A 25,617-nucleotide genomic window follows, 5' to 3' on the forward strand; every position below is an offset into this window, starting at 1 on the left:
GGTCAAGGAGGATGATGGCATGCGTATCGTGATTGCCCTTGGGGGCAATGCGCTGCTGCGCCGAGGCGAACCCATGACTGCTGACGCCCAGCGCGCCAATATCGGTGTCGCCTGCGAGCAGATCGCCAAGGTGGCTTCGGGCAATGAGCTGGTCATCGCCCATGGGAACGGGCCCCAGGTAGGACTGCTGGCATTGCAGGGAGCGGCCTATACCGCTGTTTCCCCCTATCCACTGGATGTGTTGGGTGCGGAAACGGAAGGCATGATCGGCTACCTGATCGAGCAGGAACTCGGGAACCGCTTGCCCGCCGAGGTACCTTTCGCCACCCTGCTGACGCAAGTGGAGGTCGAGCCCGACGATCCTGCCTTTCAGCGTCCCAGCAAGCCGATTGGCCCCGTCTACTCGGCGGACGAAGCTGAACGCTTGGCTAGGGAAAAAGGGTGGTGCATCGCGCCGGATGGTGACAGGTTCCGTCGGGTCGTGCCGAGCCCTCGCCCCAAGCGGATCTTTGAACTCAGGCCGATAAGGTGGCTGCTGGAGAAGGGCACCATCGTCATCTGCGCCGGCGGGGGAGGCATTCCTGCCGTCTATGATGAGAACCGCAAGCTGCGCGGAGTCGAGGCGGTGATCGACAAGGACCTTTGCTCGGCGCTGCTGGCCGAGCAACTGCAAGCCGACCTGCTGGTCATCGCCACCGATGTCGACGCGGCATACGTCGATTGGAGCGATCCGAGCCGCAAGGCCATCGCCAATGCACATCCGGACGCCTTGGAGGCGATCGAGTTCGCTGCCGGTTCGATGGGGCCCAAAGTCGAAGCTGCTTGTGGTTTTGCCAGGCGTACCGGCAACGAGGCGGTGATCGGCACCTTGGCCGACATCGAGGCCATCGTGAGAGGGCAGAGAGGGACACGGGTGAGCGTTGCTGCAGTCGGACTCACCTATCGCTAGCCGTGGCTGTGTGTTCGAAAGGAAAAATTGTCGAGTTGATCGTGTTAGCCAAGATAATATTCCAGCTGTTCTGACTGGTTCAATGAAAGCGATTGACTTGGTGTGCGGTGGGCGTATGATTCGCGCCGCCCCGTCCGAGCCGTAGCCCTCATTTCAGCGCTGCACAGGTGGGAGTGGGCAGCGTTCCACGGTGTTTTCTGTCATCTTTCTTTATTTCCATCTGCTGTCGAGAGGCGCGCAAATGTCGCGGCAACTGCTGGCCATGGCCCTGGCCCCCCTGCTGGGGCTCTTCATCCTGGGGATCGGCAACGGCTTCCTGGCCACGCTGATTACCCTGCGGCTGGACGCGGCCGGCGAGTCGCCGGTGGTAATCGGCTGGGTCTCCTCGGCGTACTTCATCGGCCTGGCGCTAGGGGCGATGCTCAACGACCGGCTTTTGCTGCGCATCGGCCATATTCGCGCCTATGGTAGCTTCGCCTCGCTGGTGGCGGTCACGGTGTTGTTGCAGGCGCTGTTCTTTGAGCCCTGGGCCTGGTTCGTGCTGCGCCTGATCGGTGGCTGGGCCACCGTGGGGGTCTACCTGGTCATCGAGAGCTGGCTGCTCACCTCCGGCGACCAGAAGGTGCGCGGCAGGCTGCTGGCGCTCTACATGATTTCGCTGTACGCCGCCGGGGTCGTCGGCCAGCTGTTGCTCGGCGTTACCGATGCCATGGGCGAGACCGCCCCGTTCATGGTGATCGGCATGCTGGCGTCGCTGTCGGTGTTGCCGATGGCGATGATCCCCCGGGTGTCGCCGCTGATCGATCATGCCGAGCCGCTGTCGCCGATGCGCCTGATCACCATCACGCCCACCGGCGTGATGGGCAGCTTCGGCTCCGGCCTGGCGGTGGCCGCGGTCTACACCCTGCTGCCGCTCTATCTTCAGCGCATCGGACTCTCGGTGGCGCAGGTAGGCCAGATGATGGCGGTGGTCGTGCTTGGCGCCATGCTGCTGCAGTATCCCATCGGGCGCTGGTCCGACCGTCACGACCGTCAGATCGTGCTGATCATGATCGGCGTCTTCTGCACCTTCATCTCCGTCGCCATGCTGCTGCTGCCGCTCTCGACCTGGCTACTGGCGGGGTTGCTGTTCCTGCTGGGGGGCGGCATCTTCGCGCTCTACCCGGTGGCGGTGAGCCACGCCGCCGACCGTGCCCCGGCCGGTGCGCTGGTGCGCATGAGCCAGGGGCTGCTGCTGATCAACGCCATCGGCTCGACGGTCAGCCCGCCGCTGATCTCGCCGGTGATGGCCTGGGTGGGGGATGCCGGTCTGTTCTGGGCCTTCGGTGGCATGGGTGTGTTCCTGGTGGGCTTCTTCGCCTGGCGGCGCAGCGTGCGCCCGGCACCGGTGCCGGTGGCGCCGTTTGCTCCGAATACGCCGATGTCGCCTGCGGGCGCCGAGCTCACCGTGACCGAGGAGCTGGTGCAGGGCGCTATCGAGCACGAGTACGTGGAAGACCTCTCCAATGTCGTGCCGGAAGTCGAAGTGGCTGAGCCCCTGGTCGGCCCGCCGCCGCCGGACGAGCCGCATATCGTCTACTATCAAGATGACGACGATACCGACCTGCCACCGAGCGATGAGTGCGAGCGAATCGAGGAGCCGCTTGACAGCGACGCCCGCCGCTGAGGGGGCTCTCGCGGCCTGGTGGTCTATTCTCGAGCTGTTGGCTTTCCCGAAGCGCCCGATGCCTCGCATCGGGCGCTTTGTTTTGCGTGGAGGTGCCAAATGAGCATGGCCTCGGGGCTGCGACCTAGGGATAATGGTTAACGAAAAGTAGGGAATCTACTATCGCCGTTATCATTTTCCTGAGGTAGTGCCATGTCTCCCTTTATTGCCCCCGTTCGTGACCTTCGCTTCGTGCTCGAGGAACTGCTCGAGCATCGCTCGCTCGCACTGCCCGGCTTCGACGAGGCCAGTCCCGACCTGGTCGAGGCGGTGCTGGAGGAAGCCGCCAAGTTGGCCGGGGAGGCCTGGGCCCCGCTCAATGCCAGCGGCGACCGGCAAGGCAGCGTGCGTCGTGAGGATGGCGGCGTGACCCTGCCGGACGGTTTCGCCGAGGCCTACCGAGCCTATGTGGAGGGTGGCTGGAACGGCATCGGCGTGTCCCAAGCGCTGGGCGGCCAGGGGCTTCCCGAGGTGGTGGCGAGCAGCGTGCAGGAGATGCTGCACGGCGCCAACATGGCGCTGGGGCTGTGCCCGATGCTCACCGCCGGGGCCATCGAGGCGCTGGCCCACCACGGCAGCGATGCGCTCAAGGCGACCTACCTGCCCAGGCTGGTCGAGGGCAGCTGGACCGGCACCATGAACCTCACCGAGCCCCAGGCCGGCTCCGATCTCTCCAAGGTGCGTACTCGCGCCGTGCCTGAAGACAATCATTACCGCCTGTTCGGGCAGAAGATCTTCATCACCTGGGGCGAGCACGACGCCAGCGAGAACATCATCCACCTGGTACTGGCGCGCAAGCCCGACGCCCCCGAGGGCAACAAGGGCATCTCGCTGTTCCTGGTACCTAAGTTCCTGGTCAACGACGACGGTTCGCTGGGCGAACGCAACGACGTTACCTGTGCCTCCATCGAGCACAAGCTGGGCATTCACGGCTCGCCCACCTGCACCCTGAGCTTCGGTGAAAACGACGGCGCCATCGGCTACCTGGTAGGCGAGGAGGGGCGTGGCCTCAACCACATGTTCACCATGATGAACGAGGCGCGCCACAAGGTCGGCGTGCAGGGCATCGGCGTGGCCGAACGTGCCTGCCAGCACGCCTTCGCCTACGCGCTGGACCGCGTCCAGGGCAGGGCGCGCGGCACCGAGGCCACCATCAGCGAACACCTCGACGTACGCCGCATGCTGCTCTCCATGCGTGCCCGCACCGATGCTCTGCGGGCACTGGCGCTCTACTGCGCCGCCCAGCTCGACGTGGCCCGCCATGCGGCCGACGCCGCCGAGCGCGAGGCCGCCCAGGCGCGGGTCGACGTGCTGATCCCGGTGGTCAAGGCGTTCTCCACCGACCAGGCCGTGGAAATCGCTTCGCTGGGCGTGCAGGTGCATGGCGGCATGGGCTATATCGAAGAGACTGGCGCGGCCCAACTGCTGCGCGACGCCCGTATCGCCCCGATCTACGAGGGCACCAACGGCATCCAGGCCCTCGACTTGGCCGGGCGCAAGCTCTCCCGCGATGGCGGTGCGGCGCTGAGCGGGCTGATCGACGAGGTCGAGGTTACCGCCGGTGAGCTGCGTGACAGCGGCGAGCTTGCCGCATTGGGCGAAAGCCTGGAAGCCGGTGCCGCCGACCTGCGTGCCGCCATGGCCCTGGTGCTGGAGGCGGGCCGCGATCCGGATAGCGGCCCGGACGCCGTTCAGGCCTACGCCACGCCGTTCCTGACGCTGGCCGGCCACGTACTGTGTGCCTGGCAGATGGGGCGCGCGGCGCTCAAGGCCCGCGCCGCGCTGGCAGAAGGCAGCAGCGAGCCCTTCTATCGGGCCAAGCTGGCCGCCGCCGACTTTGCCCTGCGCCAGTGGCTGCCGCTCGGTCGCGCCAACCGCAGCGTGATCGAGGCCGGCATGCAGAGCCTGATCAACTTCCCGGTCACCGCCTCCTGAGGCAACGGGCAGCGATCGGTCGACTTGCCGATCGGTGCCCTCGCGTCCAGCACTGCACAATAACGACACCACACCCGGAGCCCACCATGAACGACAGCATCTTCGAACAGGACCTGCCCAAGACGCCGGCCAACTTCGTCCCGCTATCCCCGCTGACCTTCATCGAGCGTAGCGCGTCCATCTATCCCGACTACCCGGCAGTGGTGCATGGCGATATCCGCCGTAGCTGGAGCGAGACCTGGGCGCGTTGTCGCCGGCTCGCTTCGGCGCTCGAGAAGCGCGGCATCAAGCCCGGCGAGACGGTGGCCGTGATGCTGCCCAACGTACCGGCCATGTTCGAGGCGCACTTCGGCGTGCCGCTGGCCGGCTGCGTGCTCAACACGCTCAACATCCGCCTCGACGCCGAGGCCATTGCCTACATGCTCGAGCACGGCGAAGCCCAGGCGGTGCTGGTCGACCCGGAATTCGCCGGGGTGATCGAGGACGCCGTCTCGCGGCTGGCCATCAAGCCGCTGGTGGTCGATGTGGACGATGCCCTGTACGAGGGCGAGTCGCGCCATATCGGTGAGCTGGAATACGAGGCCCTGCTGGCCGAGGGCGATCCGGACTACGCCTACCAGCTCCCCGAGGACGAGTGGCAGGCGATCTCGCTCAACTACACCTCCGGCACCACCGGCAAGCCCAAGGGGGTGGTCTACCACCACCGCGGCGCCTACCTCAATGCGGTGAGCAATATCCTCGAGTGGGCCATGCCGCACCATCCGGTCTACCTCTGGACCCTGCCGATGTTCCACTGCAACGGCTGGTGCTTCCCCTGGACCATCGCCGCCAACGCCGGCACCAGCGTGTGCCTGCGCAGGGTCGACCCCAAGCGGATCATGGACCTGATCGCCGATGAAAAGGTGACCCACTTCAGCGGTGCGCCCATCGTGCTCAACGGCCTGGTCAACCTGCCGGCGGAGCAGAAGCGCGAGTTCGATCACCCGGTGAAAGTCACCACCGCCGGCGCCGCGCCACCGGCCTCGGTGATCGCCGGGGTCGAGAAACTCGGCATCGAGGTGACGCACGTCTACGGCCTCACCGAGGTCTACGGGCCGGTGACGGTGTGCGCCTGGCGCGAGGCCTGGGATGAGCTGCCGCTGGAGCAGCGTGTCCGGATCAAGGCGCGCCAGGGGGTGCGCTACCACATGCTGGAAGCGCTCTGCGTGGCCGACCCCAGCACCCTGGAACCGGTACCCAAGGATGGCGAGACCATCGGCGAGATCCTGATGCGCGGCAACAACGTGATGAAGGGCTACCTCAAGAACGAGGCCGCCACCGAGCAGGCGCTGGAGGGCGGCTGGTACCACACCGGCGACCTCGCCGTGTGGCATCCGGACGGCTACATCGAGATCAAGGACCGCTCCAAGGACATCATCATCTCCGGCGGCGAGAACATCTCCACCATCGAAGTGGAGGATGCCATCTACTCGCATCCGGCGGTGGAGGAGGCCGCGGTGGTGGCCAAGCCCGACGAGAAGTGGGGCGAAACGCCCTGCGCTTTCGTCAAGCTCAAGGTGGGCTTCGGCGAGGTCACCGAAGCCGACATCATCGAGCATTGCCGCCAGCATCTGGCGCGCTTCAAGGTACCCAAGACGGTGATCTTCACCGAGCTGCCCAAGACCTCCACCGGCAAGATCCAGAAATTCGTCCTGCGCGAAGAAGCGCGCAAGCACTGAAGGGAGAGACACGATGAGCCAACGAACCATCGGGGTGGTCGGTGCCGGCACCATGGGGCAGGGCATCGCCCAGGTGCTGGTCGCGAGCGGCTTGCCCGTGCAGCTCTACGACGTGGCCGACGAGCAGCTCGGCCGGGCCCAGGCCGCCATCGACAAGGGGCTGGGCAAGCTGGTGGCCAAGGAGAAGCTCGGCGAGGCCGAGAAGGGCGAGGCCATGGCGCGTCTCGAGCTGACCACCTCGCTCGAGGCCCTGCGTGGCTGCGAGGTGATCATCGAGGCCGCTCCCGAGCAGCCGGCGCTGAAGGAGAAGCTGTTCCGCGATCTGAGCCGCCTGAGCCACGATGCGATACTCGCCTCGAACACCTCGTCGCTGTCGCTGACCCGTCTCGCCGCGGTGTGCGAGCGCCCGGAGCGCGTGGTGGGCATGCACTTCTTCAACCCGGTGCCGGTGCTCAAGCTGGTCGAGGTGATCCGCGCCGAGCAGACCAGTGACGCCACCGTGGCGCGCATCGAGGCGCTGGCCAGGCAACTGGGCAAGACGCCGGTGGCCATCGCCGACTCGCCGGGCTTCGCCGTCAACCGCCTGCTGGTGCCGATGATCAACGAGGCGGCATTCCTGCTCCAGGAGGGGGCCGCCAGCGCTGAGGACATCGACCAGTCGATGAAGCTCGGTGCCGCTCACCCCATGGGGCCGCTGGCGCTTGCCGACCTGATCGGCCTGGACGTCTGTCTGGCGATCATGGAAGTGCTGCAGGAGGGCTTCGGCGATCCCAAGTATCGCCCCTGCCCGCTGCTCCGACGCATGGTCGCGGCCGGCTATCTGGGGCGGAAAACGGGTCGCGGCTTCCACATCTACGAATAAGGGATTGCCGACCAACCAAGCGTTCGCTAGGGTTGGTCGGTATCGTCCAGACAACAAGCAAGGAGCCCCACATGAGCGAGAAGCTGATCGAGGTGGTCGACAACGCCGGCGTCGTGCGCCTGACCATCAACCGCCCCAAGGCGCTGAACGCCCTCAACAGCGCCGTACTCACCGAGCTGGAAGCGGTGCTCACCGAACTCGAACAGCGCAATGACCTGCGCGCGGTGCTGATCACCGGGGCGGGCGAGAAATCCTTCGTGGCCGGCGCCGACATCACCGAGATGCGCGAGAAGACCCCGGAAGAAGCGCGCGCCTTCGCCAGCCAGGCCCTGCGCACCATCAAGCGACTGGAAACCCTCCCGGTGCCGGTGGTCGCCCTGGTCAACGGGTTTTGTCTTGGCGGCGGCTGCGAACTGGCGCTGGCCTGCGACTGGGCCGTAGCCAGCGACAACGCCATCTTCGGCCAGCCCGAGGTGCTGCTCGGGGTGATTCCCGGCTTCGGTGGCACTCAGCGCCTGCCACGTCGGGTCGGGCCGGCCATGGCGATCGACCTGGTCACCACCGGGCGCAAGATCGATGCCCAGGAGGCCCTGCGCATCGGCCTGGTCAACCGCGTGATGCCCCAGGCCGAACTCGAGGCCTACGCCGAAGAGCTGACGCAGCAGCTGGCCGGCAATGGCCCCCAGGCGGTACGTGCCGCCAAGCAGGCGGTGCACGACGGCATGGACCAGGACCTCGACAGCGCCCTGGCGCTGGAGACTGCGCTGTTCGCGTTCTGCTTCGCCGGGGGGGAGCAGAAGGAGGGCATGGGCGCCTTCGTCGAGAAGCGCAAGCCGAATTTCTGAGGAATGCTCGAGCAGTTCTGACAAGGACGGCGGCGAGGTATCTCGCCGCCGTTGTTGGTTGGCAAAGCGCCTCTCTCAGGTAAGGTGATGCGTACAGCTCACTCGAGGATTGAACGACTCGAGGTGAAGGGTGCCGTCATCATTGAACCAGACATGCTGATCGTAGTGCGGCTCGAAACCGTGCGCTTCGTCGATCGTTGTGGCGGGATCGTCGGCCATGGCATCCCATGTGCGGCCGGCAAAGACGGGGGGTTCGCTGTTGCCGGCGGCATGCCAGGCCTTCTGGAACACTAGATTTTCGACACCCACAAGCTTCATTGTTCCGTCTTCCTGGGGCTCGTAGAGCAGAATGGCCGGCGCGTGGAAGTCGGTATGCAGGCCGTTGCCATCGACACGAGGATGGGTTGCCGTAATGCCGAGCAGGTCGGGGCGCAAGTAGTGCAAGCCCATGCCTCCCAGTTCGGCGTCCAATCCTTCCGTCTCAGCGCTTACGCACCTACCGGACGGGTCCGGCACGTAGCCCTCCGCCAAGGCGGTATTTATGTTCTCGAAGCGCTGCGTGGCTACGCGTATGGCGCCGACCAAGGCTGTCTCATCAAGTTCATCGACCGGCTCGGCCGCTGATACAGCTGTTGCCTGGATTAGTGCCGCAATCGCCATGACGATGCCCCCTCCAAGTACCAGGCTTGGAAGAAGGGCGCTCTTGTATCTTATTGTCATTGCCCGTGTCCTCACATGAGCGACCGCGTCAAGGGTGCGGTTCGCTATGGGAGCATAGCAAGAGCGTCGGCCCCAGAGAGGTTGATTTCAACTAATGCGAAGCGAGGCTCAGGCCGGTCTCATGCCATCTCTCGCCGCCGCCAGCGAAGCATCCCGGTGGCGATGGCGGTGCCCGCCAGGGTGATGGCCATGCCGACCATGACCTGCAGGCTGAGCCTCTCGCCCAGCAGCAGGTAGCCCCACAGCAGGGCGCTGACCGGCACCAGGAAGGTGACCGTCGAGGTAGCGGTGGCACCGGCACTCGAGATCAGCCCGAAGTAGAGCAGGAAGGCGAGCGTGGTGCTGAAGATGGCCAGCCCCAGGCCGTTGGCCCAGGCCAGGCCGCTGATCGGCTCGCTGGGCCACAGCCACAGGCCGGGGATCAGCAGGATCAGCGCCGACATGGCGGTGCTGCCGGCCGCCAGCACCCGCACCGGCAGGTGCGACAGGTAGGTCTTGGAGTAGTTGGTCGCCACGCCGTAGCAGAAGGTGGCGCCAACGGCGGCGAGGATGAACCAGCCGTCACCGCCCAGGGCGAAGTCCAGTCGGTTTGCCGAGAGCACATAGACCCCGAAGAAGGCCAGTGCCAGGCCCAGGTACTGCCGGCGCTGTATCGGGGTGGTGAAGAACAGCGCGCCGAGCAGGGCGGTGAAGATCGGCGTGGTGGCGTTGATCAGCGAGGTGAAGCCCGCCTCGAGCCGCACCGTGGCCATTGCCAGCAGGCTGAAGGGCAGCACGTGGTTGACCAGCCCCAGCAGCAGCAGGCCGCCCTTGTTCTCCCACACCAGCGTGAGATAGCGCAGGCTGAACAGCAGCGGCAGCAGCAGCAGCGAGCCGATACCCATGCGCACCAGGATCAGCGGTACCGGGCCGAATTCCGGCACCGCCACGCGCATGAAGATGAACGACATGCCCCATAGGGTCGAGAGCAGGATCAGGCGTAGGGAATCGGCCGGCGACATGCGACGTCCTTGGCAGGTAGGTGGAGAGAATAAAGAGCCTAGACCATGTCGCTGGTCTATGAATAGCCTGTTTTTTATCAATAATATTGATGTGAAATATCAGCGATCGTGCTGGTCAGGGAGACGTGCCAACGACGATCCAGCCCTTGTCGTCGACGCTTACCGGCACCGGATCGAGCGTGCAGCCGAGGCCCAGGCCGCCGGTTCCTTCGCCGCTTCGGGCCGAGAAGGTAGCATCGTGGTTGGTGCAGCGCAGCTGTTCACCATCCTGGCTGAGCACCCGCCTGCCGCGCTGGTCGAGAGGCAGGAACTGATGGGGGCAGGCGTTGACGTAGCCGAACAGGGCATCGTCCAGACGCACCAGCAGCAGCGGAAAACTGCCACGCTCGCTCTGCAGCGTCAGGCTGGAGGTATCGCCGGGAGCGATGTCATCGAGTCGGACGAGGCGCGTGCCTGGCGCCGGTGCGCTACGATATTGCTGCCATGCCTGGGTCATGACGACTGCCTTGGTTGGGGGATGGGCCGCCATTGTCGCCAATCAGGGCGTATCTGTCAGCGCCAAGCGGGAATGCGAACGCGGCCCTCTGGCGTGACGGCTGGGAAGGAAAATGGACGTGCTACAGAGGAACTGTACGTGAGAATTGCCGAACTCAATCTCTACCCGGTCAAGTCGCTGAGTGGGATTTCGCTCGCACGAGCCACCCTGGGCGAGCGTGGCCTGGCCTACGACCGCCACTGGATGGTGGTCGACCAGGTGGGGCGCTTCGTCACCCAGCGCCAGATGCCGGGCATGGCACGGGTCACGGTCCGGCTCGAGGACGACTGGCTGGTGCTGGAGCATCCCGAAGCGCAGCCGTTGGCCATCGCACTGGCAAGGCGCGACCAGCCTCGGCTGACGGCCTACGTCTGGGACGATACCTGCCAGGCGCTGGATGAAGGGGAGGAGGCGGGCCGTTGGCTCACCGCTGTGCTTGGCGACCTGCGCGGCAGCGCACTGCGTCTGGTGCGCTTCGACGACGACCACCGGCGCCCGGTGGAATCCCGCTACCTGCAGGGCGAAGCGGCACATACCGCCTTCGCCGATGGTTACCCCTTCCTGATCGCCTCGCAAGCCTCGCTCGATGCCCTCAATACCGCCTTGCAGGAGAAGGGATTGGTGCCACTGCCCATGAACCGCTTCCGGCCCAACATCGTCGTCGATGGTGCTGCCGCCTTCGCCGAAGATGGCTGGCGCGAAGTCGCCGCCACGGAGGGGCACTATCGCTTCGGGCTGCGCAAACCGTGCCAGCGCTGCAAGATCACTACCGTCGACCAGACCCGCGGCACCATCGACGTGCCCGGCGAGCCGCTGCAGACCCTGATGCAGATGCAGACCCAACCATTGCGGCCCGGGGCGTACTTCGGCCAGAACGCCACGCTGCTGGACGGAGCAGAACAGCGCATTGCCGTAGGGGATTGGCTCGAAGCGACGCCGGTCGCAGAGTGTTAAAACTTGTAGGGTTTATTTTTCCCAGGCTTTCTTGTCTCTCCTTTTGAACTAACGTAATAACTTTATTGCATTGGTTCAGGAGGAAGCATGCAGACACGTCGAGAATCCCCAGGAGCGCCAAGCGTGGCGGGCTTCTTCGATCCTGTCACTTTCAGTGTCCAGTACGTGGTGACCGACACGGCGACAGGCCGCTGCGCCATCATCGACCCGGTACTCGACTTCGAAGAGAAATCGGGAGCGACTGCCACAAGGAATGCCGATGCGCTGTTGGCGTACGTGGAACAACACGGCCTCGAAGTGGAATGGATCCTCGACACCCATCCACATGCCGACCACTTCTCCGCCGCCCAGTACCTGAAAGCCAGGACCGGTGCGCCCACGGCCATCGGCACTTACGTCAAGAAGGTTCAGGAGCTGTGGAGCGAGCTCTACCACTGGCCGGATTTTCCTGCCGACGGCAGGCAGTGGGACCGGCTGTTCGCCGAGGGCGACACCTTCCGCATCGGCGAAACGGAGGGGCGCGTGCTGTTCTCGCCCGGCCATACCATGGCCTCCATCACCTACGTGATCGGCGATGCCGCCTTCGTTCACGACACGCTTTTCCAGCCGGACTCAGGCACCGCCAGGGCCGACTTTCCGGGTGGTAACGCCCGTAAGCTCTGGCAGTCGGTCCAGCAGATACTCGCCTTGCCGGACGCTACTCGCCTGTTCACCGGCCACGACTACATGCCGGAAGGGCGCGAGCCGGAGTGGGAAAGCACGGTGTGTGAACAGAAGGCATCCAACACCCACGTGGCCGAGGGGCAGACCGAGGAAGCATTCGTCTCGCTGCGCAACGAGCGCGATGCCCAACTGCCCATGCCGAAGCTGATACTGCATTCCCTGCAAGTCAACATACGAGGCGGCAGCCTGCCCGAGCCTGAAACGAACGGCCGCCGTTACCTCAAGATACCGCTCGATGCGCTGCCGGGCGCCGCCTGGGAATAGGCGCACGCTACACTGGCACAGGAGGCCTGCTTTATGGACGTCAAACCATTGGATGATCGACTCAGCGTGATGGCTCAGCCAACCGAGGAGGATCTCGAGAGGCTCGCTCAGCAAGGCTACAGAACCGTCATCTCCAATCGGCCACGTGGCGAAGAGGATGCCCAGCCGGATCCGGAGCGTCTCAAGACCAAAGCGGAAGCGCTTGGCATGTGCTGGAAGGAGATTCCCGTCAAGCCGCGCGAATATTCGCAGCAGGACATTGATGCCTTTGCCCGTGCGCTTGACGATGCTCCTTCCCCAGTAGTGGGCTTCTGTCGCACCGGTATGCGAGTGACCCATTTGTGGGCTCTGTCCAAGGCACCGCATTGGCCGCTTTCCGAGTTGCAGGCATCTGCCGAAGCGGCAGGCTACGACCTTGGGCCTTTGCGCGAGGATCTGGCGCGACAGCAAGCATGACGGCAAAGAATGGAATGGAGTCGAAGCAAACGGAAAGGGAGGAAAGAGCATGTTGCCAACCACCACTTCACGCGTGGAGCAGAATACCGCCGCAGAAGCGAATGAGCGTATTCGGCTCCGTACAGAGGACAGCATCTACTATTTCGCCGAGCATCCTCACGAGATAGGCAACCGGCTACGTGAGCTGGATGCCGAGTGGGACATCGAGCGTACCCTGGAGGCCAATGCGGCGACGCTGGGGTTGGCGGGGGTTGCCATGGGTGCCTTCGTCGACAAGCGCTGGCTGCTGTTTCCAGCCGTCATCTCGGGTTTTCTGCTTCAGCATGCCCTGCAGGGGTGGTGCCCACCCATCGTGTTGTTCCGCAAGCAGGGGGTGCGCACCTCGACCGAGATAGACCGCGAACGCTATGCGCTCAAGGCGCTGCGCGGCGACTTTGCCCTGGCGGATGAAACTGAGGGGCTCAGCCACGATGAAAAGGTGCAACGTGTGCTGGCGACGCTCCACTGAACGAACCCACCGGAAAAAAGAAGCCCGCCGTGGTGGCGGGCAGAAGCAAGGGACTCACGACTGCTGTGCAAGAACCGGCGTGAGTACGTTCAAGGTAGCGCTATTCCAGCATTGAGAATGTCATCCATTTTCCTTCCGTTTTGTAGGAAATTGACTACATAACCTGTAAGCCGTGGGCGCAGGGGGCGTCTTGTGCTGCCGCTGGCCCCAGCTGGCTGCCTCAGCGCTTTCCTCGTCGCACCGTGCGGCAACGACAAAGGGAGCGTCGCGATGAATGTCACGCTCAAGCGAGCCTACGAACCGCCTTCGTCCCAGGATGGCTATCGCGTGCTTGTCGATCGCCTCTGGCCCCGGGGCATCTCCAAGGCCGATGCCCGGATCGATGCCTGGCCCAAGGAGGTCGCACCGAGCGATGAGCTGCGTCAGTCATTCCATGACGGCAGGCTGGGTTGGGGGGAGTTTCGCCGTCGCTACATGACGGAACTCAAGGCGCGGCGCGACACACTGCGGGAACTGGCGGAACGCGCACGAGAGGGACGCGTGACGCTGGTCTTCAGCTCGAAGGACGAACGGCACAACAACGCCGTGGTACTCAAGCAGTACCTGCAAATGCTGCGACGCTAGACAGCGTGCCGAAGCGTTGTGATTTTTACGGCTTTTTTAGGCTGGGCTGTGCTTTCATACCGTGACGTTCGGTAGAGAGATAACGGATCAGCCAATGCGTATCGCCGCTCAGGGTGCGAATGGATTAGGCTTACGGCTCAGGTACCACTGGCGCAATTGGTCGCCGGTGCTGAAGGTGATCTCCGTCCTGTGGGCGGTATTGGCCATCTTCATGGCCGTTCCTTGGATCGTCCTGGTCGTCGAACGAGATCCCGATGCCCGCGCCTTCGGGCTGTCGATGCTGCTGGTGCTGGCGGCGGTTGGCCTGGTGTGGCTGTCCACGCTGCGCACCCCGATCGAACTCAAGCCGTGGCAGATGTTCGTGCTGACCACCCTGAGCTGGGTCACTGTCAGCGGCTTTGCCAGCCTGCCGTTGGTGCTGGGGGCGCCGCAGTTGTCACCGACCAACGCCGTGTTCGAGTCGGTTTCGGCGATCACCACGACCGGCTCCACCGTGCTGACGAAAATCGATACGCTCTCCGATGGTCTGAAGCTCTGGCGGGGCATCATGCAGTGGCTGGGCGGCATCGGCATCATCGTCATGGGCATCGCCATCCTGCCGTTCCTCAAGGTCGGGGGGATGCGCCTGTTCCACACCGAGTCGTCCGATTGGTCAGACAAGGTCATGCCACGCACCGGAGGCATCGCCAAAGCCACTCTCGGTATCTACTGTGGCTTCACCCTGCTCGCCATGCTGGCCTACTGGCTGGGAGGCATGACGCCGTTGGATGCCGTCGTGCACGGCATGACGTCGCTCGCCACCGGGGGCTTCGCCAACTCCGATGCCTCCTTCGGCGCGTATGCCGGCCAGCCACACCTGCTGTGGCTGGGGTCGCTGTTCATGCTGCTTGGGGCGCTGCCCTTCGTGCTCTATATCCGCGTGCTGCGTGGCTCGCGAACGGCGCTCTGGCGTGACCAGCAGGTCCAGGGTCTGCTGCTGTTGCTGGCGCTGGTCATCCTGGTGCTCTCGCTGTGGCTGGTCTGGCTCGGCACACCGCCATTCGAGGCGCTGACCCACGTCACCTTCAACGTCATTTCGGTGGTGACCACCACCGGGTATGCTTCCGACGACTACAGTCTGTGGGGATCACTGGCCTATGTGGCCTTCTTCTACCTGACCTTCGTCGGCGGCTGCAGCGGTTCCACCAGCGGGGGCATGAAGATCTTTCGCTTCCAGGTCGCGACCATCCTGTTGCGCAACCAGTTACGTTTCCTGGTCCACTCGCATGGCGTCTTCGCTTCGCGCTACAACGGCCAGCCGCTCACCGACGACATCACGCGCGGTGTGGTGGCATTCTCATTCTTCTTCTTCCTGACCATTGCCGGGCTGGCACTGGGACTCGCGCTGATGGGGCTGGATTTCACCACGGCACTCTCGGGAGCCGCCACGGCCGTGGCCAACGTGGGGCCGGGGCTGGGGGATATCATCGGGCCGGCCGGCAACTTCGCCCCGCTGCCGGACGCCGCGAAGTGGCTGCTGTGCGTGGGCATGCTGCTCGGGAGGCTGGAGATCCTCACGGTGCTGGTGCTGCTGACGCCGATGTTCTGGCGCAAATAGGCAGGAGGCGTGCCGATGCAACGAGTGACGCAGGACGCGTCCCGCCCCGCCCCGGTAGACTCGCGGCGACCGCAAATGCTGGTGGCCCTGGGCGGGAGGAGTGAGGAGGATGCCGCTCTGGCCAGGGCGGCACACCGCTACGCGCAGCGTGAAGGTATACGATGGTGGGCCGTGCACGTGGACGACGGCCGCAGCGCGCCCAGGCAGCGGCTGGCGCTGGACCAGGTCCTGGCGCTGGTGAATCGGCTGGGCGGCGAGGTACGCATTCTGCAGGGGGCGGGACGCGCACGCGAACTGCACGAGTATGCCGTGGAGCAGGGCGTTGCCACGCTGATGGTGGGACGCACGCGTCCTTCGGGTTGGCGCATCTGGCGTCGCCCGCTGGCGGAGCGGCTGCTGCGCTATGGGGGAACCTATGATCTGGTGGTCGTTGCCGAGGCCCGCCAGCGGCGTCGCTTCCGCCCCGCTCGCCGTCGCCATTCGCCCGGGTGGCGCGAAGGCTGGGTCGTGGCCGGTAGCTTTCTCGTCGCCGTGGTCGTGGCGTGGGCGCTCGAGTTCTGGCTGGAGCTGGCCAACCTGTCGCTGATCTTCCTCGCCGCGGTGCTGGCCAGTGCCACCCTGGCGGGAACCCGTGCCGCCATGATCACCGCTGCCCTCGGGTTTCTTGCGTTCAACTTCCTGTTCACCCGGCCGCGGTTCTCCCTGGCGATGGTCGAACGCGAACAGCTGCTGACCGTGATCTTCTTCCTGCTGGTAGCGGTGGTGGTGGGGCAGCTTGCGGGCAGCGGCCGCCATCGTCTGATGGCGCTGCGCAGCAGTCGCGAGCAGAGCCACAGGTTGCTGACCTTTTCCCGTGCGCTCTCGGTTGCCACCGACCGCGAGCAGGTGCGTGACGTCGGCATCACCACCCTGGAGCGCTGGCTGGGCGTGCCGGTGGTGTTTCTCGACGAGGACGGTGAAGGGACCGGCCTGGCGGTGCGCAGTGCAGTTCCGCCCAATGCCCGGCTTGGCGCGCAGGAGGAGGCCGCCGCGGTATGGAGCTGGCAGCAGCGCAAGCCGAGCGGCGCCGGCACGGCCACCCAGAGCGCGCTGCGCTGGCGCTTCATTCCGCTGGTCGAACAGGAACGCGTGCTGGGCATCGTGGGGCTCGAGCTCGCCGTGCGCGAGCGACCGCTCGGCCCCGACCAGGAGACGCTGGTCACCACCCTGACGCGCCAGCTCGGCATGGCGCTGGAGCGCACGCGCCTGGTGGCCGAGCTGGGTGCCTCGCGGCTCTCGGAAGAGAACGAGCGATTGCGTTCGGCACTGCTGTCATCGGTATCGCACGACTTGCGCACGCCACTTGCCTCGATCATCGGTTCGGCCAGTTCGCTGAGAGAGCTCGAGCCGCAGCTCAGCCGCGCCGACAGACGCGAGCTGCTCGATGGCATCCTGGCCGAGAGCGAGCGCCTCGACCGCTATATCCAAAACCTGCTCGACATGACCCGGCTGGGCCATGGCAGCCTCAAGCTCGAGCGTGACTGGGTCTCGTTCGACGACCTGGTGACCGCCGCACTGAAGCGGCTGGGCACCACGCTGGAAACGGTACGCATCGAGCGCGAGGGGGCCGACGGACTGCCGCTGCTCTATGTCCATCCGGCACTGATCGAGCAAGCGCTGGTCAACGTCATCGACAACGCCGTGCGCTTCTCCCCGACGAACGGTCGAGTGACAATCCGCGCCGGGCTCGACGAGGCCCGCGAGTGGCTGGAGGTCCGTATTACCGACGAAGGGCCGGGTATCCCCCCGGCACAGCGCGGTGCGGTGTTCGACATGTTCATCACCGGCGGTGAGGGTGACCGCGGACCGCACGGCAGCGGCCTGGGCCTGGCCATCTGCCGTGGCATGCTGGGCGCCCACGGGGGGAGCGTCGAAGCGCTGCCCGGTCCCGATGGCAGGGGCACGACCATCGTCATGCGTCTGCCGCTGGCAGCGCAGGAGGAGCGTAGCCGCGATGACGACTGAACGAGGCCGCATCCTCGTCATCGATGACGAGCCGCAGATTCGCCGCTTCCTGCGTATCAGCCTGGTGTCCCAGGACTTCGCCGTGAGCGAGGCGGCAACGGGCAGGGAGGGGCTTACGCTCGCCGTTTCCCAGGCCCCGGATCTGGTGCTGCTGGACCTGGGGCTGCCGGACATGGACGGCCAGCACGTGCTCGACGAACTGCGCCGAGCCAGCCAGGTGCCGGTGATCGTGGTATCGGTGCGTGAGCAGGAGGCGGAGAAGGTGCGCGCGCTGGATTCCGGCGCCAACGACTACGTCACCAAGCCGTTCGGTATCCAGGAGCTGCTGGCGCGGATTCGCGCGTTGCTGCGACAGCAGAGCTCGGCAGGAAGCGGCCCGGGTACGCTACGCCTGCGGCGAGCGGGGCTCGAGATCGATCTCGCGGCGCGCAGCGTGACGCTGGCGGGCGGCGCCGTGCATCTCACGCCCAAGGAGTATGCCGTGCTCGACCAACTGGCGCGCCATGCCGGCCGGGTGGTGACCCAGACCCAGCTGCTGCGGCACGTGTGGGGCCTCTCCCACACCCACGACACCCACTACCTGCGTATCGTCATCAGCAAGCTGCGTCACAAGCTGGGCGATGACCCGCAGTCTCCGCAACTGCTGCAGACCGAGGCGGGGATCGGTTACCGGCTGCTGGTCGAACCCGTCGAGAAGCACTGAGTCGCCGTGTCGGTTGTCGGCACGGCCTCAACTGCCGGGCGCCGGCCTTGGCCGGCGCCCGGCAGGGTTTCACAGCGTCATGAACGGCATGGGCTCCTGGTCGGTGAACTGATAGACGTTCCACTCATCCCGCTTTGGCCCGGGCATGCCGGGCGTACCGATGGGCATGCCGGCCAGACCGATGCCGTCCACCTTCGGTCGCTCCTCGAACAGCCGCTCCACCGCTTCGAAGGGTACGTGACCCTCGATGGCGTAGCCGCCCATCAGGATGGTGTGGCAGGACCCCAGTCCGTAGGGCAGGCCGGCCTCCTGCTTGATCTTGCCCAGGTCCTCGTCGTCGATGATGGTGACCGAGACCCCGCGTTCCTCGAGCTGGCGCGCGTACTCGTCGCAGCAGCCGCACTGCGGGTTCTTGTACAGGGTGGCCTCCTCGGGCAGGGCGGCGTGAACGGCCGAGGCGGTACCGATCAGCAGGCTGGCGGTGAGCAGCAGGGAAGTGGCGCGACGGTTCATGAGCGTGCTCCGGTAGAGGGCTTGGTCGAGGTAAAGAGATACTTGAGCAGGGCGGCAATGCCGAGGCCCAGCAGAGTGAGTACGGCCAGCGGCATCAGCCAGCCCAGCCAGCTCATGTGGCCCATCAGGGCCAGGCAGTCGGTTGTCATGGCGAGTCTCCTTGAGAACGCTTTACGTTTGGTCGTGCGCGGGCAGCGCCTGGCGGGCGCCCGTTTGCGTTCTCAGGCTCGCGGAGGCCGCCGCGGCGGCGGCATTCGGTGGTCGGCCATGGCCAAGGCCGGGGCGACGGCCGGGAAGGGGGGCTCGACGGCACTCAGGCTGCCGAGGTGGGGCACCATGGTGCAGGCCGAACAGCGCGAGTCGCCCGAGGTGTCGTCGTCGAACTGCTGCACGGACGAGGCGACGCCGCAATCGGCTTGATGGGTATCCATGGCCGCGTGAGTCGACAGGCTGTTCAGCGCCAGCAGCAGGGCAAGCAGAAGCGCCAGGAAGCGTGCTCCCGGAGTGCGTCTGCTGTGGGTCGGCCTGGCGACATCCGTCATGGATAGTCCTCGCAATGTTGCCTGCTCATTGAAACCGATCCTGTGGCCTCCTTCAATGATCCAGCGCAAGGCGCTGGATCATTCGTCCCGGTGGTGGTCGTGGCGATGCATCAGCAGGTGCATGCCCAGGCACAGCAGCATGGGCAGCAGCAGCCAGGCGCCGCCGGCGGTCTCGCCGCGCCACAGGAGCAGCAGGAAGGCGCTCCCCATCAGCACCAGGCAAAGCGGCATCATCCAGGCATGCAGCCCCCGCGAGCGGGCGCCCCGCGGCCGTTCCGCCGAGCGTGGCCCATCGTGGTCGTGATCCTCCTGCAGGGGAGGAGTGGAGCGAAGACGGTTCATGGCGTGTCTCCCTTGTGGATGCGCGCATAACGGCGCTTGAGCAGCAGCGAATTGCCGATCACCGACAGCGAGCTGGCGGTCATGGCGATCACGCCGATCATGGGGTGGAGCAGGCCGGCGGCGGCCATGGGGATGGCGGCCACGTTGTAGCCGCTGGCCCAGAGCAGGTTCTGCACGATCTTGCCGAAGGTGGCGCGGGAAAGATGCATGGCCTCCACCACGCCGCTCAGTTCGCCGCGCACCAGTGTCACGTCGGCGGCCTCGATGGCCACGTCGGCACCGGCACCGATGGCGATACCGACGTTGGCCTGCTTGAGGGCAGCGGCGTCGTTGATGCCGTCGCCCACCATGGCCACGTGATTGCCGTGCTTGCGCTGCAGCGCGCGGATGGCATCGACCTTGCCCTCCGGCAGCACGCCGGCCTGGACCTCGTCGATGCCGACCTCGTCGGCCACGGCTCGCGCGGCGCGCTCGTTGTCGCCGGTGATCATCACCACGTGCAGGCCGAGCGCATGCATGCCGCGGATAGCCTCGACCGACTCCTCCTTGAGCGTGTCGGCCACCGCCACGATGCCCGTGGCCCGGCCATCGGCGGCGACGATGACGGCGGTGCGCCCCTTGGCTTCGAGCCGGCGCATCGCCTCGTCCAGCGCCTCCAGTCCCTCGATGCCCTGCTCCTCGAGCAGCCGGCGGTTGCCGATCAGCACCTGCTTGCCATCGATTCTGCCGGAGACACCGCGGGCGCCGGTGGAACGGAACTCGGTGACTTCACCGGGCTTGATACCGCGCTCGACGGACCCGTCGACGATGGCGCGGGCGATGGGGTGCTCCGAGGCGTTCTCGACGCTTGCCGCCAGCGTCAGCAGCTCCCTCTCTTCGACCCCTGCCGCCGTGACCACCTCGGTCAGCTTCGGCTCGCCGCGAGTAATGGTCCCGGTCTTGTCGAGCACCATGACCTTGATGTCCTTGAAGGTCTGGATCGCCTCGCCGGAGCGGATCAGGATGCCGCGCTCGGCGCCGATGCCGGAGCCCACCATCAGCGCCGTCGGCGTGGCCAGCCCCAGCGCACAGGGGCAGGCGATGACCAGTACGGCGATGGCGGCGATGAGCGCCAGCACCGGTGTGCCGGCGTCCGGGTTGACCCAGGGCAGGAAGCCTGCGCCCCAGTCGAGGATCGGGCGCAGGACATCGGGGAACAGCAGCCAGGCGGCCAGGCTTGCCAGTGAGATCAGCAGCACTGCCGGCACGAAGCGCCCGGTCATGCGGTCGGCGAACTCCTGGATGGGCACCCGCGAGCCCTGCGCCTGATCGATCAGGCGCACCACCTGGGAGAGGAAGGTGTCGCCACCGACCCGGGTGGCCCTTACCCGTAGCCGCCCCTCCTTGTTGATGGTGGCGCCGATCACGCTGTCGCCGGGGCCCTTGTAGACCGGTATCGATTCGCCGGTAGCGATGGATTCGTCGAGGTGGCTCTCGCCATCGACCACGTCGCCATCGGTGGGAATCTTGTCGCCCGGGCGCACGATCATGACGTCGCCCGGTTCGAGCTCCTTCACCGGCACCTCGACCTCCTCGCCGTCGCGCTCGACCCGGGCCGTCTTGGCGCCCAGGGTGAGCAGGCGGCGAATGGCCTGGGAGGCACGGCCCTTGGCCAGTGCCTCGAGATAGCGCCCCAGCAGGTGGAAGGTCATGATGGTGGCCGCCATCTCGATGAACGAGGTCATCGGGTAGACGAAGCCGACCAGACCGATCAGGTAGGGTGGCAGGCTGCCCATGGAGATCAGCACGTCCATGTTGAAAGTACCATTCTTCAGCGAGCGCCAGCTCGAGCGATGGGTGGCCGCACCGCCATGGAGAAAGACGACCGGGAAGGCGAGCAGGGCGACGATGGCCAGGTAGCCGGGGATCGGCTGCCAGAACATGTGCGGCATCATCAGGATCATGATCAGCGTGGTAGGCACGCCGGCGATCCACAGCCGCTTGCGCGCCTGGCGCAGGTAGCCTTCCTCGATGGCGGCAACGGCCTCGCCATCTTCCTCGGCCTGCCCGCTCACCGCGGCGACGTCGTAGCCGGCACCTTCGATGGCCTGCTTCAGCCGGTTGCCATCCGGGCCGCCTGCCTCAATGGTGACGCTGACCCGGTGGCCGGCGATGTTGGTGTCGATCCTGGTGACCCCGTCGAGCCTTTTCAGCGTATCCCGGATGATCCCGGCACAGTGGTCCGAGCCCATGCCCGGCACCGTGAGGCGGAACTGTCGGGAGCTCGCGCCGTCGTTGACCGCCGCAACATCGTAGCCGGCGCCCTCCACGGCCCTTTTCAGGACGTTGCCATCGGGTCCGTCCGGCTCAACGCTGACACTGACCCGGTGGCTGGCGATATTGGTCTGGACCTCCCCCACGCCGTACTGGCGCTGGAGCGTCTGGCGCACGATGCCGGCACAGTGTTCGCTGCCCATGCCGGGTACCGTCAGGGTTATCTTTCGCAAAGTCACAGTCATTCCCATGCTCTCCGGAGATGAAGCTTTCCGGGGGCCCTTACAAGCCACCCGGCTCGCAACGGCACCGCCCGTCAGTGGTGGGCTTCATGGTCATCGGGCGCGACCGTCTCGGGCGCGGCCGGCTGCCGCTGCTCCTCGGTCATGAGGTCCTGAAGACGGTGCTGCAGACGTACCCTTTCCGTCAGCATCTCGCCTTGCAGCTCCGCCATCCGGGCATGAAGCGCCTGGAGGGTTTCCAGTTCGGGGCGTTCGGCTTGCAGAGCGACGGCCATGTCGTCGCGGAGGTTCATCAGTTGCCCCAGACGCTGCAGCTGGGCAGGGCGATGCTCGTGGATCAACTCGCGTAGTTCGCTGCGCTGCGCCTGGTCGAGCATGGGCAAGGCGCCCTTGGATCCTCCGCCCATCATGGGGCAGGGCATCCTGCCGCCACCCATCATGCCGCTCATCCTGCCGCCACCCATCATGCCGCTCATCATGCCGCCACCCATCATGCCGCTCATCATGCCGCCACCCATCATGCCGCCACCCATCATGCCGCTCATCATGCCGGAACCCATGTCGCCGCTCATCATGCCGGGGCTTGCCACGTCGACACTTGCCGTGCCGGAGTTAACCTCCTGAGCCGTGGCGGCGCTTGCCATGGCGCCCAGTGCCAGGCCGAGGCAGAAGCAGAGGGAAAGTCGGGATATCATGTCACTCTCCTTGAGGGCATGCGCCCAAGAGGGGGCGTCGGTAGCAACCATGGGGAGATCGACAACCGACGCCATTGTGCTGGCTCATTGCTCGGCGATGCAGAGTGACGCTCAGGACCGAATGCGTCCTGTCACCAGATAGATCGGAAGCGGGGAGGGGTCGGGATGCGTTCGGGGAAAACCGAGGGCCGAGGTGCGATGGGGAAGGGCGCCCTGCCCTGGGACGAGCCCCTCGGAGCAGGCGGCGTCCTGGCTGTCGTGGCGTTCACTGCGTAGCGTGACGTCGCTTGGCTGGGCGATACGCGTGTCGTGGTGGCACTCCTCTCCATGATTGGCCGTGGTCGCCACGATGCTCGGCGTCTCGCTGCTGGCGTCGACCCCACTTGCCATGGCAGGTGGCGCCAAGAGCAGCATCGCGAGGCCCAGCGCAGCGAACAGCCAGTACCGCGCCCATGCCCAGACGGGGGCGGGCTGCGGTCGGGCGTAGGCGGGTCGTGGGGCCATGGAACCACTCTATGCGAGCCATCGGTCATTTCAGCCTAGCCGAACCGGAGCGGGCGAATCTTGACGCATATCAATCGATGCGAGACGCGTGCTGCCTCAGCCGAACAGGGGGCCGCGTTCGAGCAGGCACCATGGCGAGGCGAGACATCGGCACAAGCCGAGCTGTGCCGAAGCCTCGTCACGCGCCCTCGGGGCTCACTCCGTAGTGGAGGGAGACGCCGGCTTTCCGCGCTGCATCGGCATGCCCTGCTGCAGCTGCTGACGCTGCTCATCGGTGAGCAGATCCTGCATGGCGTTGTGCAGGCGCACCCGGTCACCCATCATCTCGCCCTGAAGCTGAGCCATGCGGCTGTGCAGTTCCTGGATGGCGTCGGGATCGGGCCTGGCCTCTTGCATCTGTGCCATTGCCGACTCGCGCAGTTCCATCATCTGGTTCATGCGCTCGGTCTGTGCGTCGCGATGCCGTTCCAACAGGGCGCTCATATCCTCGCGTTGATCGGGTTCGAGGAATTGCCACATCCCCCCTGGTCCCGCGCCATGGCAGGGTCCGAATCCCTGGCCGCCCATCATGCCGGGCCCCATGCCCATGCCGGGGCCGAAGCCCTGGCCGCCCATCATGCCGGGGCCCATGCCCATGCCGGGGCCGAAGCCCTGGCCGCCCATCATGCCGGGGCCCATGCCCATGCCGGGGCCGAAGCCCTGGCCGCCCATCATGCCGGGGCCCATACCCATGCCGGGGCCGAAGCCCTGGCCGCCCATCATGCCGGGCCCCATGCCCATGCCGGGGCCGAAGCCCTGGCCGCCCATCATGCCGGGGCCCATGCCCATGCCGGGGCCGAAGCCCTGGCCGCCCATCATGCCGGGGCCCATGCCCATGCCGGGGTCGTAGCCCTGGCCGCTCATCATGCCGGGCCCCATGCCCATGCCGGGGCCGCCGTAGCCCGGGCCGCCCATCATGCCCTGCGCCCCAGCCGAGCCGGTAAAGATCAGCGTGGCAAGGCCGAGAGAGGCGGCGATTCCGCGAAGTTTCATGATACCTCCTGGTGACGTGCACCCATCCGCTTGGTGGAGCCGGCACGATGCCGCGCCGGCGGTGACTTTCCACAGCATAGAAAGCCGGGCGTCATCGGAAATTGACGTGCATCATTAAAGCGGCTGACCTGCCGCGATGGCCAAGGGAATTCCGAGAAGAGATATTTGCGCCGCGGATGTAAGGAATGGGCACGGCGGCTGTCTTAACCTTTCGCGGACGAATAGACTAGGACGCCGATACCTTCATTCCTTGAGGATGGATAAACGAGTGAATACCGACATGACGCATCATGCCAAAGCCGGCCGACGCTTCGAGACGTCGTGGCGAATGAGTGGGCTGCTCCCGCTGCTGCTGGCCATGCTGTGGGCGTTGCCGCTGATGGCCGCCGAGGACGAACAGGCCGAGGGTGAGTGGCCCAAGGGGCACTACCCGCTACCCGAGCGGGGCGACGTTATCGGCGAGGATTACATCGTAGAGGCGCGTGACGAGGAGACCCTGCTCGACATCGCCCGTGAACACAACGTGGGCTACCAGGAGATTCGCCGCGCCAATCCCGACGTCAGCGTCTGGATGCCGGGCGAAGGCACCGAGGTGGTGATCCCGGGGCGCTTCATCCTGCCGCCGGTGGAGCGGGAGGGGATCGTGATCAACGTCGCCGAGCTCCGGCTGTACTACTATCCGCCGACAGGCGAGGGCGAGACGCCGCGGGTGGAGACCTATCCGATCGGCATCGGGCGCGAGGGCTTCGATACCCCGCTGGGCAAGACCAAGACCACCATGAATCTCAAGGATCCGGCCTGGTACCCGCCCCAGTCGGTGCGCCAGGAGGCCGCCGAGCGTGGCGAGGAGGCGCCCGCCGTGGTGCCGCCGGGGCCCGACAACCCGCTGGGGCGCCACGCCATCCTGCTCGATATCCCCGGCTATCTGATCCACGGCACCAACAAGCCGGATGGCATCGGCATGCGCGCCAGCCGCGGCTGCATTCGCATGTTCCCCGAGGACGTCGCGTCGATCTTCGAACGCGTGCCCGTCGGCACTCAGGTTCACCTCATCAACCAGCCGATCAAGGCCGGCTGGGACGGGGACATGCCCTATGTCCAGGTCTACGAGCCGCTGGGCGAGCAGGAAGCCGGCATGGCCGCGTTCATGGAGACCCTGGCCATGCTCGAAGGCAGCGACGACGAGGCCGACACGCCGTTGAACTACGAGCTGCTGCGCGAACTGCTCGAGAACCCCAGCGGCGAGGTCGTCGCGCTGACACCGGCGCCCGCGCCCGAACCCGAGGAAAAGACCGAGGAGCAGGAGAGCCTGCTGTGGGAGGAGCTGGCGGTCTAGCCAGGCATCCTTCGTTTCAGCTTGCATTCAGAGTGATGCGTTAGCGTTGTGCTTC

The 25,617-nt window shown here is 65.8% G+C and carries 26 protein-coding genes; 15 read left to right on the forward strand and 11 right to left on the reverse strand.

All coding sequences use genetic code 11. The features are described from left to right. Positions 1-19 precede the first annotated feature (19 nt). The 6 genes from arcC to HNO51_RS06085 all read left to right on the forward strand — a co-directional run bounded on the left by arcC (position 20) and on the right by HNO51_RS06085 (position 8,014). A complete protein-coding gene (arcC, locus tag HNO51_RS06060) occupies positions 20-949 on the forward strand; it encodes a carbamate kinase (protein WP_197450142.1) in 930 nt (309 codons plus the stop codon). Positions 950-1,190: 241 nt separating this feature from the next. Further along, entirely contained in the window at positions 1,191-2,615 is a 1,425-nt protein-coding gene (locus HNO51_RS06065) for an MFS transporter (protein WP_197450143.1), read from the forward strand. 192 nt (positions 2,616-2,807) lie between these two features. Next, positions 2,808-4,589 (forward strand): acyl-CoA dehydrogenase, encoded by a 1,782-nt coding sequence (locus HNO51_RS06070; RefSeq protein WP_209538754.1) that lies wholly within the window; start codon positions 2,808-2,810, stop codon positions 4,587-4,589. 86 nt (positions 4,590-4,675) lie between these two features. Next, positions 4,676-6,307 (forward strand): acyl-CoA synthetase, encoded by a 1,632-nt coding sequence (locus tag HNO51_RS06075; RefSeq protein WP_209538755.1) that lies wholly within the window; start codon positions 4,676-4,678, stop codon positions 6,305-6,307. 13 nt (positions 6,308-6,320) lie between these two features. After that, entirely contained in the window at positions 6,321-7,169 is an 849-nt protein-coding gene (locus tag HNO51_RS06080) for a 3-hydroxybutyryl-CoA dehydrogenase (RefSeq protein WP_197450146.1), read from the forward strand. Between the two features lie 71 nt (positions 7,170-7,240). Beyond that, positions 7,241-8,014: an enoyl-CoA hydratase-related protein gene (locus HNO51_RS06085; protein ID WP_209538756.1), complete on the forward strand. Its 774-nt coding sequence runs from the start codon at positions 7,241-7,243 to the stop codon at positions 8,012-8,014. Between the two features lie 75 nt (positions 8,015-8,089). Here the strand turns inward: HNO51_RS06085 and HNO51_RS06090 are convergent, their stop codons facing one another. The 3 genes from HNO51_RS06090 to HNO51_RS06100 all read right to left on the reverse strand — a co-directional run bounded on the left by HNO51_RS06090 (position 8,090) and on the right by HNO51_RS06100 (position 10,231). After that, positions 8,090-8,674 (reverse strand): hypothetical protein, encoded by a 585-nt coding sequence (locus tag HNO51_RS06090; protein ID WP_197450148.1) that lies wholly within the window; start codon positions 8,672-8,674, stop codon positions 8,090-8,092. A gap of 179 nt (positions 8,675-8,853) precedes the next feature. Further along, positions 8,854-9,735, reverse strand: a complete 882-nt coding sequence (locus HNO51_RS06095; RefSeq protein ID WP_209538757.1) for a DMT family transporter — start codon at positions 9,733-9,735, stop codon at positions 8,854-8,856. A gap of 115 nt (positions 9,736-9,850) precedes the next feature. Beyond that, positions 9,851-10,231, reverse strand: a complete 381-nt coding sequence (locus HNO51_RS06100; RefSeq protein WP_197450150.1) for a Rieske (2Fe-2S) protein — start codon at positions 10,229-10,231, stop codon at positions 9,851-9,853. Positions 10,232-10,369: 138 nt separating this feature from the next. Here HNO51_RS06100 and HNO51_RS06105 point away from each other — a divergent pair, with 138 nt between their 5' ends. The 8 genes from HNO51_RS06105 to HNO51_RS06145 all read left to right on the forward strand — a co-directional run bounded on the left by HNO51_RS06105 (position 10,370) and on the right by HNO51_RS06145 (position 18,103). Beyond that, positions 10,370-11,224: an MOSC domain-containing protein gene (locus tag HNO51_RS06105; RefSeq protein ID WP_197450151.1), complete on the forward strand. Its 855-nt coding sequence runs from the start codon at positions 10,370-10,372 to the stop codon at positions 11,222-11,224. An 87-nt stretch (positions 11,225-11,311) separates the two neighbouring features. Beyond that, the gene (locus HNO51_RS06110) at positions 11,312-12,211 is read left to right on the forward strand and encodes an MBL fold metallo-hydrolase (protein ID WP_209538758.1); all 900 of its coding nucleotides are present in this window, start codon (positions 11,312-11,314) and stop codon (positions 12,209-12,211) included. Between the two features lie 33 nt (positions 12,212-12,244). Beyond that, a complete protein-coding gene (locus HNO51_RS06115; protein WP_197450153.1) occupies positions 12,245-12,667 on the forward strand; it encodes a protein tyrosine phosphatase family protein in 423 nt (140 codons plus the stop codon). Between the two features lie 49 nt (positions 12,668-12,716). Continuing rightward, the gene (locus HNO51_RS06120; RefSeq protein ID WP_209538759.1) at positions 12,717-13,175 is read left to right on the forward strand and encodes a hypothetical protein; all 459 of its coding nucleotides are present in this window, start codon (positions 12,717-12,719) and stop codon (positions 13,173-13,175) included. A gap of 270 nt (positions 13,176-13,445) precedes the next feature. Further along, positions 13,446-13,799, forward strand: coding sequence for a DUF488 domain-containing protein (locus tag HNO51_RS06125; protein ID WP_197450155.1), 354 nt, complete (start codon positions 13,446-13,448; stop codon positions 13,797-13,799). A gap of 94 nt (positions 13,800-13,893) precedes the next feature. Further along, positions 13,894-15,396: a Trk system potassium transporter TrkI gene (trkI, locus tag HNO51_RS06130; protein ID WP_209538760.1), complete on the forward strand. Its 1,503-nt coding sequence runs from the start codon at positions 13,894-13,896 to the stop codon at positions 15,394-15,396. Positions 15,397-15,411: 15 nt separating this feature from the next. After that, positions 15,412-17,400: an ATP-binding protein gene (locus HNO51_RS20960; RefSeq protein WP_242597216.1), complete on the forward strand. Its 1,989-nt coding sequence runs from the start codon at positions 15,412-15,414 to the stop codon at positions 17,398-17,400. Then, positions 17,390-18,103: a response regulator gene (locus HNO51_RS06145; RefSeq protein WP_197450157.1), complete on the forward strand. Its 714-nt coding sequence runs from the start codon at positions 17,390-17,392 to the stop codon at positions 18,101-18,103. Before HNO51_RS20960 ends, HNO51_RS06145 begins: the two co-directional genes overlap by 11 nt. A 69-nt stretch (positions 18,104-18,172) precedes the next feature. On the opposite strand, the gene HNO51_RS06150 is transcribed toward HNO51_RS06145, so the two are convergent. From HNO51_RS06150 to HNO51_RS06185, 8 genes are all read right to left on the reverse strand, one after another. Then, a complete protein-coding gene (locus HNO51_RS06150) occupies positions 18,173-18,616 on the reverse strand; it encodes a DUF411 domain-containing protein (protein ID WP_197450158.1) in 444 nt (147 codons plus the stop codon). Beyond that, on the reverse strand, positions 18,613-18,765 hold the full coding sequence (locus HNO51_RS06155; RefSeq protein WP_197450159.1) for a hypothetical protein: 153 nt from the start codon (positions 18,763-18,765) through the stop codon (positions 18,613-18,615). The genes HNO51_RS06150 and HNO51_RS06155 overlap by 4 nt, the downstream gene beginning before the upstream one ends. 72 nt (positions 18,766-18,837) lie before the next feature. Beyond that, complete coding sequence (locus tag HNO51_RS06160; protein WP_197450160.1) at positions 18,838-19,158, reverse strand: hypothetical protein; 321 nt, start codon at positions 19,156-19,158, stop codon at positions 18,838-18,840. Between the two features lie 78 nt (positions 19,159-19,236). After that, positions 19,237-19,500: a DUF2933 domain-containing protein gene (locus HNO51_RS06165; protein ID WP_197450161.1), complete on the reverse strand. Its 264-nt coding sequence runs from the start codon at positions 19,498-19,500 to the stop codon at positions 19,237-19,239. Continuing rightward, the gene (locus tag HNO51_RS06170) at positions 19,497-21,998 is read right to left on the reverse strand and encodes a heavy metal translocating P-type ATPase (protein ID WP_197450162.1); all 2,502 of its coding nucleotides are present in this window, start codon (positions 21,996-21,998) and stop codon (positions 19,497-19,499) included. Before HNO51_RS06170 ends, HNO51_RS06165 begins: the two co-directional genes overlap by 4 nt. A 71-nt stretch (positions 21,999-22,069) precedes the next feature. Continuing rightward, positions 22,070-22,690 carry a Spy/CpxP family protein refolding chaperone gene (locus HNO51_RS06175; protein ID WP_209538761.1) on the reverse strand — a complete coding sequence of 207 codons (621 nt, stop codon included), beginning with the start codon at positions 22,688-22,690 and terminating at the stop codon, positions 22,070-22,072. A 111-nt stretch (positions 22,691-22,801) separates the two neighbouring features. Then, on the reverse strand, positions 22,802-23,194 hold the full coding sequence (locus HNO51_RS06180) for a hypothetical protein (protein WP_197450164.1): 393 nt from the start codon (positions 23,192-23,194) through the stop codon (positions 22,802-22,804). A gap of 195 nt (positions 23,195-23,389) precedes the next feature. Continuing rightward, entirely contained in the window at positions 23,390-24,226 is an 837-nt protein-coding gene (locus HNO51_RS06185; protein ID WP_209538762.1) for a Spy/CpxP family protein refolding chaperone, read from the reverse strand. Positions 24,227-24,554: 328 nt separating this feature from the next. Here HNO51_RS06185 and HNO51_RS06190 point away from each other — a divergent pair, with 328 nt between their 5' ends. Next, positions 24,555-25,562: a L,D-transpeptidase family protein gene (locus HNO51_RS06190; RefSeq protein WP_197450166.1), complete on the forward strand. Its 1,008-nt coding sequence runs from the start codon at positions 24,555-24,557 to the stop codon at positions 25,560-25,562. Positions 25,563-25,617 lie beyond the last annotated feature (55 nt).

Origin of the sequence: Billgrantia sulfidoxydans (genome assembly GCF_017868775.1) — a bacterium.
GTDB lineage: Bacteria > Pseudomonadota > Gammaproteobacteria > Pseudomonadales > Halomonadaceae > Halomonas > Halomonas sulfidoxydans.